At 71.8% G+C, this 16944-nt stretch carries 20 protein-coding genes; 12 read left to right on the plus strand and 8 right to left on the minus strand.

Annotation, left to right across the window (positions count from 1 at the left end; genetic code table 11):
* The 3 genes from EJK15_RS58740 to EJK15_RS58750 form a co-directional block, all read right to left on the minus strand.
* Positions 1 to 343: biotin/lipoyl-containing protein (locus EJK15_RS58740; RefSeq protein WP_338089958.1), on the minus strand; the 343-nt coding region annotated here is incomplete at its 3' end.
* Positions 344 to 381: 38 nt separating this feature from the next.
* A complete protein-coding gene (gene lpdA / locus EJK15_RS58745; RefSeq protein ID WP_240777894.1) occupies positions 382 to 1746 on the minus strand; it encodes a dihydrolipoyl dehydrogenase in 1365 nt (454 codons plus the stop codon).
* A 52-nt stretch (positions 1747 to 1798) separates the two neighbouring features.
* The gene (locus tag EJK15_RS58750) at positions 1799 to 3268 is read right to left on the minus strand and encodes a leucyl aminopeptidase (RefSeq protein ID WP_138719102.1); all 1470 of its coding nucleotides are present in this window, start codon (positions 3266 to 3268) and stop codon (positions 1799 to 1801) included.
* A 105-nt stretch (positions 3269 to 3373) separates the two neighbouring features.
* On the opposite strand from EJK15_RS58750, the gene EJK15_RS58755 reads away from it, so the two are divergent.
* From EJK15_RS58755 to EJK15_RS58765, 3 genes are read left to right on the plus strand one after another with little or no spacing between them, the layout of a single operon-like run.
* A complete protein-coding gene (locus EJK15_RS58755) occupies positions 3374 to 3721 on the plus strand; it encodes a GntR family transcriptional regulator (RefSeq protein ID WP_138719103.1) in 348 nt (115 codons plus the stop codon).
* Positions 3718 to 4683, plus strand: a complete 966-nt coding sequence (locus EJK15_RS58760; RefSeq protein ID WP_138719104.1) for an SdpI family protein — start codon at positions 3718 to 3720, stop codon at positions 4681 to 4683. The genes EJK15_RS58755 and EJK15_RS58760 overlap by 4 nt, the downstream gene beginning before the upstream one ends.
* Positions 4680 to 5576 carry a CPBP family intramembrane glutamic endopeptidase gene (locus EJK15_RS58765; RefSeq protein WP_138719105.1) on the plus strand — a complete coding sequence of 299 codons (897 nt, stop codon included), beginning with the start codon at positions 4680 to 4682 and terminating at the stop codon, positions 5574 to 5576. Before EJK15_RS58760 ends, EJK15_RS58765 begins: the two co-directional genes overlap by 4 nt.
* A 27-nt stretch (positions 5577 to 5603) precedes the next feature.
* Here the strand turns inward: EJK15_RS58765 and EJK15_RS58770 are convergent, their stop codons facing one another.
* Positions 5604 to 6374, minus strand: a complete 771-nt coding sequence (locus tag EJK15_RS58770) for an adenosylcobinamide-GDP ribazoletransferase (RefSeq protein ID WP_138719106.1) — start codon at positions 6372 to 6374, stop codon at positions 5604 to 5606.
* A 34-nt stretch (positions 6375 to 6408) separates the two neighbouring features.
* Here EJK15_RS58770 and EJK15_RS58775 point away from each other — a divergent pair, with 34 nt between their 5' ends.
* Positions 6409 to 7209: an ABC transporter ATP-binding protein gene (locus EJK15_RS58775; RefSeq protein WP_138719107.1), complete on the plus strand. Its 801-nt coding sequence runs from the start codon at positions 6409 to 6411 to the stop codon at positions 7207 to 7209.
* Between the two features lie 42 nt (positions 7210 to 7251).
* Here the strand turns inward: EJK15_RS58775 and EJK15_RS58780 are convergent, their stop codons facing one another.
* Both EJK15_RS58780 and EJK15_RS75620 read right to left on the minus strand, forming a co-directional pair.
* Positions 7252 to 8277: a bifunctional adenosylcobinamide kinase/adenosylcobinamide-phosphate guanylyltransferase gene (locus EJK15_RS58780; RefSeq protein WP_138719108.1), complete on the minus strand. Its 1026-nt coding sequence runs from the start codon at positions 8275 to 8277 to the stop codon at positions 7252 to 7254.
* A gap of 139 nt (positions 8278 to 8416) precedes the next feature.
* A complete protein-coding gene (locus EJK15_RS75620; protein ID WP_138719109.1) occupies positions 8417 to 8734 on the minus strand; it encodes a hypothetical protein in 318 nt (105 codons plus the stop codon).
* An 82-nt stretch (positions 8735 to 8816) separates the two neighbouring features.
* Between EJK15_RS75620 and EJK15_RS58790 the strand changes: the two genes are divergently transcribed.
* The gene (locus tag EJK15_RS58790; RefSeq protein ID WP_138719110.1) at positions 8817 to 9023 is read left to right on the plus strand and encodes a hypothetical protein; all 207 of its coding nucleotides are present in this window, start codon (positions 8817 to 8819) and stop codon (positions 9021 to 9023) included.
* Between the two features lie 65 nt (positions 9024 to 9088).
* On the opposite strand, the gene EJK15_RS58795 is transcribed toward EJK15_RS58790, so the two are convergent.
* Positions 9089 to 10087, minus strand: coding sequence for an aldo/keto reductase family protein (locus tag EJK15_RS58795; RefSeq protein ID WP_138719111.1), 999 nt, complete (start codon positions 10085 to 10087; stop codon positions 9089 to 9091).
* Between the two features lie 57 nt (positions 10088 to 10144).
* Between EJK15_RS58795 and EJK15_RS58800 the strand changes: the two genes are divergently transcribed.
* The gene (locus EJK15_RS58800) at positions 10145 to 11143 is read left to right on the plus strand and encodes an SMI1/KNR4 family protein (RefSeq protein WP_138719112.1); all 999 of its coding nucleotides are present in this window, start codon (positions 10145 to 10147) and stop codon (positions 11141 to 11143) included.
* Between the two features lie 18 nt (positions 11144 to 11161).
* Here the strand turns inward: EJK15_RS58800 and EJK15_RS58805 are convergent, their stop codons facing one another.
* Complete coding sequence (locus EJK15_RS58805) at positions 11162 to 11773, minus strand: DUF3043 domain-containing protein (RefSeq protein ID WP_240777895.1); 612 nt, start codon at positions 11771 to 11773, stop codon at positions 11162 to 11164.
* A 125-nt stretch (positions 11774 to 11898) separates the two neighbouring features.
* On the opposite strand from EJK15_RS58805, the gene EJK15_RS58810 reads away from it, so the two are divergent.
* From EJK15_RS58810 to EJK15_RS58835, 6 genes are all read left to right on the plus strand, one after another.
* Positions 11899 to 12732, plus strand: coding sequence for a PspA/IM30 family protein (locus tag EJK15_RS58810; RefSeq protein WP_171075191.1), 834 nt, complete (start codon positions 11899 to 11901; stop codon positions 12730 to 12732).
* Positions 12729 to 13007, plus strand: coding sequence for a PspA-associated protein PspAA (gene pspAA, locus EJK15_RS58815; RefSeq protein WP_138719114.1), 279 nt, complete (start codon positions 12729 to 12731; stop codon positions 13005 to 13007). The genes EJK15_RS58810 and pspAA overlap by 4 nt, the downstream gene beginning before the upstream one ends.
* 47 nt (positions 13008 to 13054) lie before the next feature.
* The gene (gene htpX, locus EJK15_RS58820; protein WP_240777896.1) at positions 13055 to 13912 is read left to right on the plus strand and encodes a zinc metalloprotease HtpX; all 858 of its coding nucleotides are present in this window, start codon (positions 13055 to 13057) and stop codon (positions 13910 to 13912) included.
* A 5-nt stretch (positions 13913 to 13917) separates the two neighbouring features.
* Positions 13918 to 14475: a PspA-associated protein PspAB gene (gene pspAB / locus EJK15_RS58825; RefSeq protein WP_138719116.1), complete on the plus strand. Its 558-nt coding sequence runs from the start codon at positions 13918 to 13920 to the stop codon at positions 14473 to 14475.
* A gap of 25 nt (positions 14476 to 14500) precedes the next feature.
* On the plus strand, positions 14501 to 15874 hold the full coding sequence (locus EJK15_RS58830; RefSeq protein ID WP_138719117.1) for an alpha/beta fold hydrolase: 1374 nt from the start codon (positions 14501 to 14503) through the stop codon (positions 15872 to 15874).
* A gap of 64 nt (positions 15875 to 15938) precedes the next feature.
* Positions 15939 to 16913, plus strand: a complete 975-nt coding sequence (locus tag EJK15_RS58835) for a serine/threonine-protein kinase (protein WP_138719118.1) — start codon at positions 15939 to 15941, stop codon at positions 16911 to 16913.
* The last annotated feature ends 31 nt before the right edge of the window (positions 16914 to 16944 follow it).

The following is a 16944-nucleotide window of genomic DNA, read 5'->3' on the forward strand; positions in this document are numbered from 1 at the left end:
GGGAGCACGGAGGAGCCGGGGCGGGCTCCGGCTCGGGCTCGGGCTGCGGAGCGGGCGCCGGGGCGGGGGCCGCCTCCGGAGCCGGAGCTGCGGCGCCGGGCTGGGCGTTCTCGTCGATGATGGCGAGTTCGGCGCCGACCTCGACGGTCTCGTCCTCGGCCACGACAATCTTGGTGAGGACACCCGCGGACGGCGACGGGATCTCGGTGTCGACCTTGTCGGTCGACACTTCCAGGAGCGGCTCGTCAGCCTCGACGCGCTCGCCCTCCTTCTTCAGCCAACGGGTGACGGTGCCCTCGGTCACGCTCTCGCCGAGCTGGGGCATCTGTACGGAGACCGGCATCGTTATTCTTCTCTCGCGTTCTGATCTCGAGGGCTGGACTAGTTGTGTACGTGCAACGGCTTGCCGGCCAGGGCCAGCATCGCCTCACCTATGGCCTCGGACTGGGTCGGGTGTGCGTGGATGAGCTGGGCGACCTCTGCGGGCAGCGCCTCCCAGTTGTAGATCAGCTGGCCTTCCGTGACGAGCTCGCCGATGCGCCTGCCCACCATGTGGACACCGACCACGGGGCCGCCCTTCTGGGCGATGACTTTCACCGCGCCCGAGGTGCCGAGGATCTGGCTCTTGGGGTTTCCCGCGAGATCGTAGACCTGCTCGACGATCTCGATGCCGCGCTCGGCAGCCTGCGCGGACGTGATGCCGACCGATGCGACCTCGGGGTCAGAGTAGGTGATGCGCGGCACGCCCGCGTAGTCGATCGGCGGCGGGTTGAGGCCGGCGATGTGCTCGGCCACCATGATGCCCTCGGCGAACCCGGCGTGGGCGAGCTGCAGCGTCGGGATCAGGTCGCCGATGGCGTAGATCCCGGGCACGGACGTCTGGCAGTGCTCGTCCACCACGACGGCGCCGCGCTCGATGGCGATGCCCTGCTCCTCGAAGCCCATGCCCGCGGAGACCGCGCCCCGGCCGACCGCCACGAGCAGCAGCTCGGCGTCGAGGGTCTTGCCGTTGGCCAGCGTGACGACGACACCCGTCTCGGTGGTCTTGGCACTGTCGAAGAAGACGCCCAGCTCGTATTTGATGCCGCGGCGGCGGAAGGCCCGCTCGAGCAGCTTGGAGCTGGACTCCTCCTCGGCCGGCAGCAGGTGCGGCAGCGCCTCGACGATCGTGACCTCGGCGCCGAACGAGCGGTAGACGCTGGCCAGCTCGACGCCGATCACGCCGCCGCCCAGCACGATCACCGAGGTGGGCACGCGGTCCATCTTCAGCGTGTGCTCGCTGGTGATGACGCGCTCGCCGTCGATCTCCAGGCCGGGCAGCGACCTGGGCGCCGAGCCGGTGGCCAGCACGAGGTTGCGGCCCTCATAGACGTCCTGGCCCACCTGGACCCTGTTGGCGCCGATCAGGCGGCCCTCGCCCTCGACGATCGTCACGCCCGCGCCCTTCAACAGGCCCTGCACGCCCTTCCAGGCCCGCGTGACGATCTTGTCCTTGAAGGCGTGGACGCCCTGGACGTCGATGCCGTCGAAGCTGGCCCTGACGCCGTACGCCTCGCTCTCGCGGGTCTCGTCGGCGACCTCGGCCGAGTGCAGCAGGGCCTTCGTGGGGATGCATCCCCTGTGGAGGCAGGTGCCGCCGATCTTGTCCTTTTCGATCAGGGCGACCGACTTGCCCAGCTCAGCCGCCCGCAGGGCGCAGGCGTAACCGCCGCTGCCGCCCCCTAGGACGACGATGTCATAGGCCACAGGAAGGCTCCTTGTCGGGGGTGTTCGTGATGCCGTCATCTTTTCATTTGTTTCAGATGCTCGCGTGCCGCTCGGCCAGTCCGATGAGGGTGCGGGTGATGGCGCCCGTGCCGCCCTTCGGGGTGTAACCGTACGGCTCGCCCTTGTTGAAGGCGGGCCCGGCCATGTCGATGTGGGCCCAGCGCACCCCGTCGGGCACGAACTCCTTCAGGAAGATGCCCGCCGCCAGCATGCTGCCCCATCGCTCCGGCTGCAGGTTGGCGATGTCGGCGATCGGTGAATCGAGACCCTTGCGCAGCTCCTCGGGCAGGGGCATGCCCCACGCGCCCTCGCCCGCCGTGCCGGCGGCCTCGATGACCAGGTCCCTGACGGCGTCGTCGTTGGACATCACGCCCGCGGTGCGCCAGCCGAGCGCGACGATCTGCGCGCCGGTGAGGGTGGCCACGTCGACGATCACGTCCGGGTCGTCCTCGGCGGCCCTGGCGATGCCGTCCATGAGCACCAGGCGACCCTCGGCGTCGGTGTCGAGCACCTCGACCGTCTTGCCGCTGTAGCTGTGGATGACGTCGGAGGGGCGCTGCGCGGTGCCGCTCGGCAGGTTCTCCGCCAGGCAGAGGTAGCCGATGGCGTTGACCTGGAGGCCGAGCCTGGCGATGCCGAGCATCGCGCCGAGCACGGCACCCGCGCCGCCCATGTCGGACTTCATCCAGTCCATCGCGGCGGCCGGCTTGAGCGACAGGCCGCCCGAGTCGAACGTGATGCCCTTGCCCACGAACGCCAGCGTCTTGCCGGCCTCCGGGTGGTTGTAGGAGAGGCGGACCAGGCGCGGCGGGTTGGCCGAGCCCTGGCCGACGCCGACCAGGCCGCCGTAGCCGCCGTCCTTGAGCTGCTTCTCGTCGAGCACCTCGACGCTCAGCCCGGCCTTGCCGCCCGCCTGCTCGGCGATCTCGGCGAACTTGGCGGGCCAGAGGTCCGAGGGCGGCGTGTTGACCAGGTCGCGGACCAGCGCGACGGACTCGGCCAGCAGGGCCGCGCGCTCGGCGACGGCGTCGGGCTGCCCGGAGACCACCGTCAGCTCGGCCACCGGCGGCTTCTGCTCGCCGTTCGTGCGGTAACGGGCGAAGGCGTACGCGCCGAGCAGCCCGCCGAGCGCGACCGCCTCGGCCTCCTCTGCGGAGCCTGCGGGCAGGGCGAGCGCGGCGCGGGAGGTGCCGGCGAGGGACCGCACGGCGACGCCGGCGGCGCGGCGCAGCCCTTCGGCGTCGTAGGAGTCGCCCAGCCCGACCGCGACCAGCAGCGGGGCGGCGATGGCGCCGAACGTGGGCAGCTTGGCCAGCTCACCGCTCTTGCCGGAGAAGGCGACCGCCTCGAGGGAGGCGGCCAGCTTGCCGCCGAAGGCAGAGTCGAGGGACTCGGCGCCCGTGGCGGCCCGGGGGCCCGCCTCGCCGGAGCTGAAGCCGACGATCAACGCGTCGGTGTCAAGGGAGACTGGATCTGCTGAGTTCAGCCGCACAGTGGTCACGTAAACCGATGCTATCCACGGTTTCTGCGTACTCACAAACAGGGGTTCATCCTACAAATTCTCGGGCAGCATTTTCGGAGACATGGTGCTAGTGTCATTAGCATCATGTTGCTGACGCTCGATCTCAACGACGCACGGCCCCTCCATGAGCAGGTGGCCGGCGCCATCCGGCGTGCGATCGGCGAAGGGTCCTACGCACCCGGAGACCGCCTGCCGCCCGCTCGCGACCTGGCCAGGACGCTTGGCATCAACTCCAACACCGTGCTGCGCGCGCTGCGCGACCTGCGGGACGAAGGGCTGCTGGAGTTCCGGCGCGGGCGCGGCGTCAGCGTCGCCGGCCGCGCCGACGGGCGCGCCCTTCTCGCGCAGCGGGCACGCGAGCTGATGGACGAGGCCAGGAGGTACGGCTACAGCCGCGACGACCTCATCGCCATATTGGAGGAACTGCCATGAATCCCCGCATCACCGCCGCCGTGTGGGGCCTGGCCGGCATCGCCGTCCAGGTCCTGCTGCCCCTGGCCGCGCGGGACCGGCTCCCCGGCCCGCTGGCCACGCACTGGGGCCCGGACGGCAGGCCCGACGGCACGATGGCCTTCGGCCCGTACCTGGCGATGGAGGTGCTGGTCTGGGCGGTGCCCTGGCTGGTCTGCCTGGCCGTGCGGGGACGGGCGCCGGCCCGCAGGCAGGGCCGGATGATCTGGTGGGGCGCGCTCTTCGGGCTGGGCGTGTTCGCGCTCGGCATGAACGTCACGACCCTGCTGGCCAACCTGGACGCGCCCGGCTGGACCGAGACCCGGCTGCCCGGATGGCAGGCACTCATCGTCGTCGGCGCCGCGCTCGCCGTCACGCTGCTCGCCGGCCACCTGGGCAGGGGAGCGCCCGACGAGCTCCCGCCCGCCGGGCGGGAGCCGGCCCGCCTGCGGCTCAGGCCGGGACAGCGCACCGTCTGGGTCGGCCACGTCGCCAACCCGTACCTCGCCCTGATCCCCCTCATCGCAGTGGCGGCCATGGCCGGGGCAGGCGCGCTCTACCTCGTGGGCGTGCTGGCGGGCGGCACGGTGGTCAGGATCCTGCCCGGGCTCGTCATCGTGCTGCTGGCCGGGGTCCTGACCTCGTCCGTCTCCGTACGGGCCGGGGACGACTGGGTCGTCATCGGGTTCGGCCCGCTGGGCTGGCCGATGCGCACGATCGCGCTGTCCAAGATCCAGTCGGCCTGGTCGGAGACCCGCCACCCGAGCCAGGTCGGCGGCTGGGGCATCCGCGGGCTGCCCGGCGGTGCCACCATCATGCTGCGCGGCGGCGACTGCCTCGTGCTCGGCTACCGGTCCGGCGGCCGGCTGGCGATCAGCATCGACGACGCCGCACGCGGCGCGTCCCTCATCAACGCCCTCATCCCGGAGCGAGCGGAGCCATGAAAAGACCTCTCCTCATCTTCATCACCCTGGCCTTCGGGCTGTCCTGGGCGGCGGTGCTGCCCATCTGGTTCGGCGGGAAGCTCGGCTCACCGCTGCTGATGGGGCTGGCCACGCTGATGATGTTCACGCCCACGGCGGGCGTGCTCGGCGTGTGGGCCGTCTCGCGCACCCCGTTCAAGGAGTGGGCGAGGCAGACGGGCCTGACGCTCGGCGAGCGCAAGGGCCGCACGGGGGCGATGATGCTCGCCGCGTGGCTCGGCACCCCGTTCCTGATCTTCCTGGCGATAGGGGTGAGCGCCGCGGCCGGGCTGGTGTCGCTGGACCTCGGCAAGCTGAGCCTGCTCAGGACGACACTGGAGGCGCGGGGCACGGAGCTGCCGGCCGATCTCGGCTCGGTGGCCGTGCTGCAGATCGCGGTGGGGATCCTCATCGGTCCCCTGCTGAACGCGATCCCGACGCTGGGCGAGGAGTGGGGCTGGCGCGGCTGGCTGCTGCCCCGGCTCGTGTCCGCGAACGGCGTCTTCGCCGGCTTGCTGCTCTCCGGCGCCATCTGGGGCGTCTGGCACGCTCCGCTCACGCTGCTCGGCTACAACTACCCCCGGCTCGGGTCGTGGGCGGCGCTGTTCTTCATCGGGTTCTGCGTGCTGGCCGGGGTGCTGATCGGGTGGCTGCGGCTGCGTACGGGCAGCGTGTGGCCCGCTGTCGTGGCGCACGGCTCACTGAACGCCGTCGCCCCGGCCGCCATGCTGCTGGGCGACGCCGCCGCGCCGCCGAACGAGGTGCTGGTGGGGGTGACCGGCCTGGTGGGCTGGGTGCTGCTGGCGCTGGCCTGCGCGGCCCTGCTCCGCTTCTCTCCGGTACGCCCGCCGCAACCGGCCCCTCTGGCTGACTGACCGCGCAGCCGGACCGGGGGGCTCCGGTCAGCCGAGCACCGCGCACGCCACGAGCGCGGCGGCCGTGGCGGTCTCCACCAGTGCGCCCAGCACGTCGCCGGTGATGCCGCCGAGGCGCCGCCCGGTGTGCCGGAGCAGCAACAGAGCGGCTCCGAGCCCGGCGAGCAGGCCGAGCGGCAGTGTGAGGAAGGCGGGGAGCCCCAGCCCGGCGTCCCAGGCGCCCGCGTCGATGCTGAGGCCGAGGGAGGCGGCCGCGAGCAGGGCGGTCAGGGTGACGAGCCAGGGGGCGGAGGGGCGTACCGTGCCGGCGACCATCGCACCCAGCCCGTCCGGCCGGGCGGCGGGGACGCTCGCCCGGCAGGCCCACGTCAGCGCCACCCGTCCCGCCACGCAGGCGGTCACCAGAGCCGCGAACCCGGCCTCGGCCAGCGCGGCGGCCTGGATGAGCAGCGTGAACACCAGGGCCATCACGCCGAACGGCCCGATGTCCGACTTTTTCATGATGTCGAGCGCCTGATCGGCGGGCCTGCCGCTGCCCAGCCCGTCCGCCAGATCGGCCAGCCCGTCGAGGTGCAGGCCGCGGGTCAGCACGGCCAGCAGTCCGAGCGCCAGCGCCGACCCCAGCAGCGGGGGCGCGGGCAGTGACAAGGGCAGCCCGGCGACCACGCCGAGCGCCGCCCCCACGGCCGGCGCCAACGTCATCGCCTGCCCCGCGACCTGCCGATCCACGTGCTCGACCCGTACGGGAAAGACGCTGAGCGTGCCGACGGCGAACCGCAGCCCGTGCACCAAGGACATAACCGCGCATCCTAGGTCCCACTAGTGTGGCGGGATGCACGTGGTTGAACTCGAAGGCGTAGGCGTCCGAGTCGTCGGCAAGTCGCTGCTCGACGCGGTCGATTGGCAGGTGGACTACGGCGACCACTGGGCGATCCTCGGCCCCAACGGCGCGGGCAAGACGACGCTGCTCTCGCTGGCCGGCGGCGTACGGCACCCCAGTGAGGGCACGGTCAAGGTGCTCGGCCACCGGTTCGGGCGGGTCGACCTGCGGGAGCTGCGCCGCCACATCGGCCTGGTCGCCTCCAGCCAGCGGCTGGTCGACGAGGAGCTCATGGAGGAGGAGGGGGCGACCGCGCACACCGTGGTGCTCACCGGGCACACGGGGACGAGCGTGCCGCTGTGGGACAAGTACGGCGACGCGGAGCGGGACCGGGCCCTCCGCCTGCTGGCCGACCTGGGCTGCAAGGACCTGGCGGAGCGGCCGTTCCGCGTGTGCTCGCAGGGTGAGCGGGCGAGGGTCAGGGTGGCCAGGGCGCTCATGGGCGATCCTGCGGTGCTGCTGCTCGACGAGCCGTTCGCGGGGCTCGACCTGCCGGCGCGGGAGGACCTCATCGCCGCCGTCGAGGACCTGGCCACGACCAGGCCCGTGCTCACCACCGTGATGGTGACGCACCACCTGGAGGAGGTGCCGGCGACGACCACGCACGCCATGCTCATGCGCGACGCCCGGGTTCTGGCCGCCGGGCCGGTGGCGGACGTGCTCACCCCGGCGAACCTCTCCGAGTGCTTCGGCCGCCCCCTGCACGTGGACCGCCTCGACGGCCGCTGGTACGCCCGCGCCGTCCGCCCGTAGTCCCCGTAGCACGACGTCCGGGCCGCGGGACGCGCTCGGCGGTCACAGCTCGAGCAGCCGCCCCGCGACCACCAGCGCCACATACTCGGACTCGGCGGCGAGCCGTTCGTTGAGCCGGCCGAGCGCGTCCCTGAACGCCCGCCCGCTGGCCGTGGCGGGCACCACGCCCATCCCCACCTCATCGGACACCGCCACGATCGGCTGCGGCGCCTGCCGCCACGCCGCCACGAGGTCGTCGCACCGTCCGGAGACCGGCGCGCGGTCGCCCTCCCAGGCCCCGTGCTCGTCGAACACCGCCGCGAGCCACGTCCCGAGCCCGTCGATCAGCAGCGGCGTGGTGGCGTTCCCGATCGTCGCGGTCAGGTCGGTGGTCTCGGCGGTGTCCCAGTGCGCGGGCCGCCGCACCCGGTGCGCCCGCACCCGCGCGGCCCACTCCCCGTCGCCGCCGCCGTCCGGGCCGGTCGCCACATAAGTCACGTACGGCTCCGCGGCCAACCGTAATTCGGCCTCCGCCGACTTCCCCGACCGCGACCCGCCCAGCAACAACGCCCGCCGCGCCAACCGGCCCCGGCTGCCGGAAGGCGTGGCGCGCGGTCGCCCGGCCGAGATCTCCAGCGTCGTCCCATCCGGCACGGCGACCGCGCCCCACAGCCCCAGCCGCCTGGCCAGCTCCTCCTCCGACCGGATCCGGTGATCCAGCCCGACGGCCACCACCCGGGTCGCCTCGTCCACCGACCCCGCCCGCCGCAGCTCCCCGAGCCGCTCCGGCTGGTCGAGCAGGTCGATCAGCACCACGTCATACCGCGAGGGCCCGTCCCCGGGCGGGCTCTGCTCTCCCGGCGGCACGTACAGCAGGGCCGGACCACCGGGACAGACCAGCCCGAGGCCGCCGGCGCAGGCCCGGTACCCGGGAGGCGGATCGACGAAGGGATATCGGACCGCGTCGTCCACGACCAGTTCGAACGGGCGGCGGCGATGGCCGGGTGGCAGCCCGGCGCAGGATGCGCAGCCGCAGCCCGGTGCGGGCCAGCCCGCGCCGCCCCCGGTACCAGAGAGAAGGACCTTCACCGCGCCGAGCGTACAAAGAGTGGTGGAATGATCGAGGCCGCGGCCTAACGGCCCGCCGGGACGGAGGGCTTCGAGCGGCGGCGGGTGGCGGCGACCGCGCCGCCGCCGAGCAGGGCGAGCGCCCCCACCGCGCCCGCGATCAGCGCGATCGGCAGCCCGCCACCGGAATCGGCAGCAGCTCCCCGCCCGGAGACTCGCTCGCCGCCCGGTCGGGCGCCGCGGAGAAGCGCCAGCCGATGACCGAGCCGTCCTGCGGCGAATCCCCGGCCGCGGCGGCCAGCCACGCCGTGCCGTCGCTCTGCCAGACGCTCCACAGCCGCGTGGCATCGGGGCCGGCCGAACCGGGATGGGGGTTGGCGGGTTCGATGGCGGGCGAGGCGAGGGCGGAAAGGGGGAGGGAGAGTAAGGCGGCCGCCGCGAGGGCGACTCCGGCCGCAACACGGCACGCGCGCAGCATCGATTGACCTCCAAGCTCGGGAGTAGGGTGCCAGTGCCGTCGGAAGGTGCGCCGGCGAACCCGCGGAAAAGGAGCGTATGGCATGACATGGCGGTGGCGTTATGAAAATGCAAATGGTGGTGAGGTGACGGATCGCCCTTTGCCGCGAGAAGTTTTTCCGAGTCAGGCCGATGCCGAGTCCTGGCTCGGCGAAAATTGGCGTGAGCTGCTCGAATATGGCGTTGAGCGGGTGGCGCTGCTCGATGAGGACCGCGTCGAATACACGGGATTGTCATTGCGCCCGGAGTGAATCCGGGATAAATGAAAAGCCCCTTGAGCGCTTTGTGACTCAAGGGGCTTTGGGGCTTAGGGGGGTTACGGGCGGGTGCGGGGGCTCACGGTCTTGGACGGGTCGCGCTCGACGACCGGGCCGAGCACGTCGTCGATCCGCCGCAGCACGTCCGCCTCCAGCTTCACGCCCGACGCCTTCACGTTGTCGCGCACCTGCTCGGGGCGGCTGGCGCCGACGATGGCGCTGGAGACGTTCGGGTTCTGCAGCACCCAGGCGATCGCCAGCTGGGCCATGCTCAGCCCCAGGTCGGCGGCGATCGGCTGGAGATCCTGTACGCGGGTCAGCACGTCGTCGTTCATGAACCGGGCGATCATGGCGCTGCCGCTGGCGTCGGTCGCCCGCGAGCCCTCCGGAGGCTGCTGACCGGGCAGGTACTTGCCGGTGAGCACGCCCTGCGCGATCGGCGACCAGACGATCTGGCCGACGCCCTCCTTCTCGCTCAGCGGCACGATCTCGGACTCGATGATCCGCCACAGCATCGAGTACTGGGGCTGGCTCGACACGATCCGGTCGAAGCCCATCTCGTCGGCGATCTTCAACGCCTGGGCGATCTGGTCGGCGGTCCACTCGCTGACGCCGATGTAGAGGACCTTGCCCTGGCGTACCAGATCGTCGAACGTCTTGAGCGTCTCCTCCAGCGGCGTCTCGTAGTCGAAGCGGTGCGCCTGGTACAGGTCGACGTAGTCCGTCTGCAGGCGGCGCAGCGAGCCGTTGATCGACTCGGTGATGTGCTTGCGCGACAGGCCGCGGTCGTTCTGACCGGGCCCTGTCGGCCAGTAGACCTTGGTGAAGATCTCCAGCGACTCCCTGCGCACGCCCTTCAGCGCCCGGCCGAGCACTTCCTCGGCCTTCGTCGCCGCGTAGACGTCCGCGGTGTCGAACGTGGTGATGCCCTCGTCGAGCGCCGCCTGCACGCACTGCTTGGCGGCGTCTTCCTCGACCTGGGAGCCGTGAGTGAGCCAGTTGCCGTAGCTGATTTCGCTGACCTTGAGACCGCTGCGACCGAGGTGTCGGAATTCCATGCGTCCGACCTTAATGCCGACGCATGGAGTGATCCGTTTCGGGATAGGGTGCGCGACGTGCTGAAGCTCGTACGGCTGGCGCTGACGGCGGCCATTCTCACCGCGATAGCGGTACGGCTGCGCCGCACGTCCACCGCCCGCATGCCTGACAAGCAGCCCGAGCCGCCGGTGAAGAGGCCGGCACGGAGCTCGCGGATGGGCCTGGTGTGGGCCGTCATCGCGGCGATCGTGGCGGTGACGCTGGCGGCCGCGCTGATCCCCACGGAGGCGCAGCAGGCGGCCGCCGCGGGGTGGCGGGCCTATGAGACCGAGCAGGCGGCCCTCACGGCCGAGCTGGAGCGCCAGGACACTCCCACCGGACCACCGGTCACGCCGGGCCCGGTTCCCGCCGACGTCCCTACCTGGCCGCCGGTCGAGATCCCCGACCCCAACTGCTCGCCCGCCCGTCGCCCGGTCACCGTGCGGCCGATCGACCCACAGGTCGAGCGGGCCGTAGACGGGCAGTGGCGGCGGATCGAGCGGTGGCTGAAGGCGAACGCGCCCAAGACGTACGAGACGCTCGGCGAGCCCGGCAAGGCACGCACGATCGCGGTCGCCGAGTCTCAGATGGGCGTGGACTTCCCCGACGACCTGCGGGCCTCGCTCCTGCGCCACAACGGCTCACGCGGACGATCGGTCTTCGGCTTCTGGTTCGACGGCGCCGAGACCCTCAGCATCCGGGAGATCCGGGACGTCTGGCGCTGGTTCTGCTCGTGGGAGCGCACCGACGTCGGGACCGATCCCTCCATCGAATATTGGAACGGCCGGATGATCCCGTTCCTCTATTTCGGGGAGCGGGACTCGGAGGACATGGAGTACGCCGTGGTCGACTCCGCCGGCGGCGCCGTCGGATGGGACGACACGATCTCCGGCATGGGCCCTCGCCTGCCGTCTTCTTACGCGCTGTTGCGGGCCGTCGCCGACGCCCTGGATCAGGGCAAGGAGATCGACGGCTGGCGGCCCGCGGTCAAGCGCGGCGTGCTGCGCTGGGACAACGTCGAAGGCGGCAACCCGTAGACGCCGGACCCGGTGCGGCTATCTCTTCGGTGGCACCGGCTTGCCGCCCGGCAGCACCAGGGGCGGCGGGAAGCGCAGCTTGCGGATCTGCAGGGCCCGCATCGCCGCGTAGAACCCGACGCCCTTGAGGCTCTCGTCCGGCAGCTTCTCCGTCACCAGCCGCTTCACCTTCCAGGCCACGTAGAAGGAGGTGAAGAGCACGCCCATCATCATGATCGGCCAACCGAAGGCGATCACGAGACTGAGCACCTGCTCACGGATCTCGGGGGGCCAGGGAACCCACGTGGCCAGCAGGATCAGTAGCGAGAACGGCAGGAAATACTGGCTCGGCAGCCGCCGGGAGTCGACCCAGTCGCGCGCGAACTTGCGCGCGGGGCCCTTGTCACGAGCGGGAAAATACCGCTCGTCACCTGCGAGCATGCCCTTGCGGGCCCGCTCGCGCTCGGCGGCCTGCTTGGCCCGCGTCTGCCGATAGGCCTCTTTACGGTCCTTCGGCGCATGGACGGGCTGGCGCCGTTTGCTCTCCTGCTCCCGGCGCTTGGGTGTGGGACGACCTTTACCCTGGGGCTTAGGATCGTCAATGGGGACGGGGGTCTCGTCCACTGGGGTCTGGGAACGGCGTCGCAACACGACGTCAACCCTACCTGGACTGCAACTTAGTGACGCCCCCGTGCGTTATGCGTAGGGTAATCCCAAGGCGGCTGCGCTGCATTGGGTGACCACCAGCACGACCTAGAAGGGGACGGCCGACGCGCATGAGCGTGATGAAGAGACTTTCGATGATCTTCAAGTCCAAGGCCAACAAGGCCTTGGACAAGATGGAAGATCCGCGCGAGACCCTCGACTACTCCTATCAGCGGCAGCTCGAGCTGCTGCAGAAGGTGCGTCGGGGGGTGGCCGACGTGGCCACGTCGCGCAAGCGGGTGGAGCTGCAGATCAACGGCCTGGAGCAGTCGGCCAAGCGGCTTGAGGAGCAGGGCCGCAAGGCGCTGTCGGTCGGGCGTGAGGACCTCGCGCGCGAGGCGCTGCAGCGTCGCTCCAATCTGGCGTCGCAGATGGCCGACCTCAAGGTCCAGCACGACAATCTGCAGGCCGAGGAGGAGAAGCTGACCACGGCTTCCCAGCGGCTGCAGGCCAAGGTCGACTCCTTCCGCACGAAGAAGGAGACGATCAAGGCGACCTACACCGCCGCCGAGGCGCAGACGCGCATCAACGAGGCGTTCTCCGGCATCTCCGAGGAGATGGGCGACGTCGGCCTGGCGATCCAGCGCGCGGAGGACAAGACCGCGCAGATGCAGGCCCGCGCGGGCGCCATCGACGAGCTGCTGGCCAGTGGCGCGCTCGACGACTACACCGGCACCAAGGGCGACGACATCCAGGCCGAGCTCGACCGCATGGGCGGCGGCATGGACGTCGAGCTGGAGCTGGCCAGGATGAAGGCCGAGCTGGGCCAGGGCCCGGCGCCGCAGGGCGCCATCGAGCCGGGGCAGCAGCAGGCTCAGCCGCAGCCGGCGCAGCCCCAGCAGCAGAGCCAGGGCCAGGGCCAGGGCGGCACCCAGCAGCTGCGCCAGCCTGGGGAGGGCGCATGATCGTCAGGATCATGGGCGAGGGCCAGGTGGAGATCTCCGCCGACGACATCTCGATCCTCAACGAGCTGGACAGCGAGCTCGAGGCGGCCATCGAGGCCGGCGACGAGAAGGCCTTCCGCGTCAAGCTGCATGCGCTGCTCGACAAGGTGCGCCACGTAGGCAAGGCGCTCCCCGACGACAGCCTTGAGCCGTCAGAGCTGATCCTTCCCCCCGCGGACGCCTCGATCGAGGAGGTCCGGGAGATGCTGGGCGACCAGGGCCTCATCCCGGGCTGAGCCCGGTGAAGACGCGGTTCGCGTCCGACCGGGGCCTGGCCGGCCGCATGGTCGTGACGATGTTCCTGCTCGGGCTGCTCTACGTGGTGTTCGTCGGTGCCCTGATCGCCGTTGGCGTACGGGCGCTGACCGTGCTGGTGCTCGCCGGGGGTCTGCTGCTCGTGCAGTACTTCCTGTCCGATCGCATCGCCCTGTTCGCGATGCACGGGCGGGAGGTCTCGCCGCAGGAGGCCCCGGAGCTGCACGGCCTGATCGACCGGCTGTGCGCCCTCGCCGACATGCCCAAGCCGCGGGTGGCGATCGCGGATTCCGACGTCCCCAACGCGTTCGCCACCGGCCGCAACCAGAAGAACGCCGTCGTCTGCGTGACGACCGGCATCCTGCGCCGCCTGGAGCCGCAGGAGCTCGAGGGCGTGCTCGCCCACGAACTGTCGCACGTCGCGCACCGCGACGTCGCCGTCATGACCGTCGCCTCGTTCCTCGGCATCGTGGCCGGGCTCATGACCAGGTTCGCGCTCTACAGCGGGCTCGCGGGCCGCCGCAACGGCGGTCAGGGCGGCGTGCCCGTCGGAGTGATCATCCTGCTCGTCTCGGCCGTCGTGTACGCCGTCAGCTTCCTGCTCACCCGCGCCCTGTCGCGCTACCGCGAGCTGGCCGCGGACCGGGCCGGTGCGCTGCTCACGCAACGCCCGTCCGCCCTGGCCAGCGCGCTGACCAAGGTGACCGGCGACATGGCCAGGATCCCGACCCGCGACCTGCGCGAGGCGGAGCCGTTCAACGCGTTCTACTTCGCCCCGGCGCTGTCCGGTCGCCAGTCGATCGCGAACCTGTTCGCCACCCACCCGCCGCTGGAGCGGCGGCTGGAGCAGCTGGCGAACATCTCCAAGCAGCTCGGAAGGGGCTGAACCACATGGGCTGGCTCGACACCTTGCTCGGCCGGTCAAAACCGGCGAAGCCGAACCTCGACGCGCTGTTCGCGCTGCCGTCCGCGGCCGTGACGTTGCAGGCCGCGACCGGGCTCGAGCCCACCGGCCTCGGGTCGGTGGCGTTCCGGGCCGCCGAGGGCGGCGCGTTCGCCACGCTCGAACGCGACGTCAAGGCGCTGCTCGGCGACCGCGTGGAGGAGTTCGACGACGGCTACGGCTACTCCTGGCTGCTGGTCCGCCGCGCGCCCGACGCCGTCAGCGACCTGGTCACCGAGCTGCACGCGGTCAACTCCTCGCTGGAGTCGGCCGGGTTCGGGCCGTCGCTGCTGTGCTCGCTGGTGTCGTTCGGCGATCAGGACGGGCGCCGGCTCGCGGTGGTCTACCTGTACAAGCGGGGCACGTTCTACCCGTTCGCGCCGCTGACCGGGCAGAAGCGCGACAACTCGCTGGAGATGCAGGTCAGGGGCGCGCTGGAGGGTGAGCTGCCGCTGGAGTCCGACCTCAGCCGCTGGTTCCCCGTCTGGGCCGCTCCCGGGCTGTGATGGCCCCGAGTGATCTAATGATCACGTGGAGCGAAGGTTGTACGTGCTCACGGCTGCCGCGTTCATCGTGGCGGCCGTGCTGGGCAGCGCCTGGATCACCGGCCAGTTCACCACGCCGGCGGTCGACAGGACCCACGGGTACGTCAGCGAGCTGGCCGCCCGCGACCAGCCCTGGACGGCCCTGTTCAGGATCAGCGACGCCCTGTCGGGGCTGGCCTGCGCGCTCGGCGTGGCGCTGGTGCCCAGGGTGGCGCGCGAGTGGCCGGGCTGGCTGGCGCTGGCCGCCTTCGGGCTCCTCACCGTCGCGGCCGGGCTGTTCCCGCTCGACTGCGCCGCGCTGAGCGACTCCGCGTGCGGGCTGCGGGCGCCGTCCTTCGGGCATCGCGCGCACCTGCTCGCCGGGGCGCTGTCGGCGGGCGCCGTGCTGGCCGCCATGGCGCTGCTCGCCGCGCGGTGGCGTTCGCGGGCGGCGTGGGTGTTCACGTGGCTGACCCTGGCCGCGACGGCGCTCACCGCGGCCGCCCTCGCCGCCGGGCACGGCGTGGGCATCGCGCACCGCGCGCAGCTCACCCTCATCGCCGTCTGGCTGGTGTACGTGGCCCTGCGCCTGCTCATCGCGGAACGGCAGCCGGCCGGACACGGCGCGCCGCACGTGATCGAGGAGGGCGATGGCCCGGCGGTGCTCATCACGGCGGGACCCGCCGGCGCCTGGTTCCACTGGGACGCGGTGGCCAGGGAACTGGCCGGCAGCCACTACGTCATCCGCTTCGACCGGCCGGGGCTCGGCCTCAGCCCGCGCTCGCCGTCCCCGCCCACCCTGTACGCCGAGGTCGCCCGCCTGGCCGCGCTGTCCCCCGCCCACCCGGAGCAGGTCACCGTCGTCGCCCACGGCGTGGCCTGCTGGCACGCGGAGGCGTTCGCCCGGCTGCACCCGCTGTGCGTGGCCAAGCTCGTCCTGGTCGACCCGCCTTGCCCGGAGGAGCGCGGGCCGCTGTCCATCGCCAGGGCCGCCGGCCGGTGGCTGCCCGCACTGGGCGGCACGTGGGGCGCGACCGCGCTGGCCCGCCTGGCCGGGCCCGCCGCGCACCGGCGGCTGGCCGGAGTGGCCGACCCGCTCGGCGTCTACCGCATGGGCAAGGTGCCCGCGGCGGTGGCGGGGGAGTGGCTCGCGCGCCGCGACATGGCCGCCGACCTGCGCCAGATCAGGGCGGACAAGCCGTTCCCCGACGTGCCGGTCACCGTGATCGGCGCCCGCGGGCGGGACGGCTGCGCGGAGCGGCTGGCCGGCGCCCTCTCCGCCGAGCTGGTACGCCTGCCGCGAGCGGGCCGCCAGGTCCAGCTCGAGGACCCGGGAGCGATCGTGGACGCGGTCCTGGCCACCCCAGGAAGCACTCCATAACGGTGACGGCGACCCGCGCCACCCACCAGAATGGCGAGAAAGTCGCCATATATGGGGGTTGTCCATGCCGGACCTCGCGGACCCGAGGCCAGGGGATCCCGCGTCGGTGGGGGAGTACGTGGTTGCCGGACGCCTCGGTGAGGGCGGACAGGGCATCGTCTACCTCGCCACGTCCCCCAACGGCACCAAGGTCGCGCTCAAGCTGCTGCGCGCCGACCTGGCCGGCGACACCGACGCGTCGGAGCGGTTCGTCCGCGAGGTGGCGATGGCCAGGCGGGTGGCGCCGTTCTGCACCGCACAGGTGATCGGGACGGGGCTGTTCGGCGGGCGGCCGTACATCGTCAGCGAGTACATCGACGGCCCCACCCTGGCCGACGTCGTACGCACCCAGGGGCCCCGCTCGGGCACCTCCCTGCACCGGCTCGCGATCGGCACCATTACCGCGCTGGTCGCCATCCACCAGGCAGGCATCGTGCACCGCGACTTCAAGCCGTCGAACGTGGTGCTGGCCTCCGACGGCCCCCGGGTGATCGACTTCGGCATCGCCAGGGCGCTCGACCTCTCCTCGACGCTCACCGGCGCGGCGATCGGGACGCCCTCGTATATGGCGCCCGAGCAGCTCACCGAGGCGAGCCCCGGGCCGAAGTCGGACATGTTCGCCTGGGCCTGCACGCTGGTGTTCGCCGCGTCGGGGCAGGCGCCGTTCGGGCAGGACAGCCTGCCCGCGGTGGTCAACCGGATCCTGCACAACGAGCCCGACGTCGGCTCGATCGAGGATCCCGGGCTACGGGCGCTGGTTCGGGATTGCCTGGCCAAGGACCCGGCCCGGCGACCGGCGGCCGGCGAGGCGCTGATGCGGCTGCTCGGCCACGCCCCCGCCGCCCAGCCTCCCGGCCTCCTCCAGCAGGGCAGCGCCGCGGCCGCCTCAGGTCCCATGCCGGGCACGTCGGGACCGGTGCGGGGCGCGCCGGGTCCGGTGTACGGCGCGTACCCGCCGCCTCCCGCCACCCACGGGCCGCACTACCACTGTCTCTTATAAACATCTCCGAGCCCACGAGACCCTAAGACAA

It is taken from the genome of Nonomuraea basaltis (assembly GCF_005893125.1).
Classification (GTDB): domain Bacteria; phylum Actinomycetota; class Actinomycetes; order Streptosporangiales; family Streptosporangiaceae; genus Nonomuraea; species Nonomuraea basaltis.

Excerpts from the sequence above, each read along its gene's own strand:
- EJK15_RS58755 (WP_138719103.1), top strand. The coding sequence starts at position 3,374 with ATGTTGCTGACGCTCGATCTCAACGACGCACGGCCCCTCCATGAGCAG.
- EJK15_RS58760 (WP_138719104.1), top strand. The coding sequence starts at position 3,718 with ATGAATCCCCGCATCACCGCCGCCGTGTGGGGCCTGGCCGGCATCGCC.
- EJK15_RS58765 (WP_138719105.1), top strand. The coding sequence starts at position 4,680 with ATGAAAAGACCTCTCCTCATCTTCATCACCCTGGCCTTCGGGCTGTCC.
- EJK15_RS58770 (WP_138719106.1), bottom strand. The coding sequence starts at position 6,374 with ATGTCCTTGGTGCACGGGCTGCGGTTCGCCGTCGGCACGCTCAGCGTC.
- EJK15_RS58775 (WP_138719107.1), top strand. The coding sequence starts at position 6,409 with ATGCACGTGGTTGAACTCGAAGGCGTAGGCGTCCGAGTCGTCGGCAAG.
- EJK15_RS75620 (WP_138719109.1), bottom strand. The coding sequence starts at position 8,734 with ATGCTGCGCGCGTGCCGTGTTGCGGCCGGAGTCGCCCTCGCGGCGGCC.
- EJK15_RS58790 (WP_138719110.1), top strand. The coding sequence starts at position 8,817 with ATGACATGGCGGTGGCGTTATGAAAATGCAAATGGTGGTGAGGTGACG.
- EJK15_RS58795 (WP_138719111.1), bottom strand. The coding sequence starts at position 10,087 with ATGGAATTCCGACACCTCGGTCGCAGCGGTCTCAAGGTCAGCGAAATC.
- EJK15_RS58810 (WP_171075191.1), top strand. The coding sequence starts at position 11,899 with ATGAGCGTGATGAAGAGACTTTCGATGATCTTCAAGTCCAAGGCCAAC.
- pspAA (WP_138719114.1), top strand. The coding sequence starts at position 12,729 with ATGATCGTCAGGATCATGGGCGAGGGCCAGGTGGAGATCTCCGCCGAC.
- htpX (WP_240777896.1), top strand. The coding sequence starts at position 13,055 with ATGGTCGTGACGATGTTCCTGCTCGGGCTGCTCTACGTGGTGTTCGTC.
- pspAB (WP_138719116.1), top strand. The coding sequence starts at position 13,918 with ATGGGCTGGCTCGACACCTTGCTCGGCCGGTCAAAACCGGCGAAGCCG.
- EJK15_RS58835 (WP_138719118.1), top strand. The coding sequence starts at position 15,939 with ATGCCGGACCTCGCGGACCCGAGGCCAGGGGATCCCGCGTCGGTGGGG.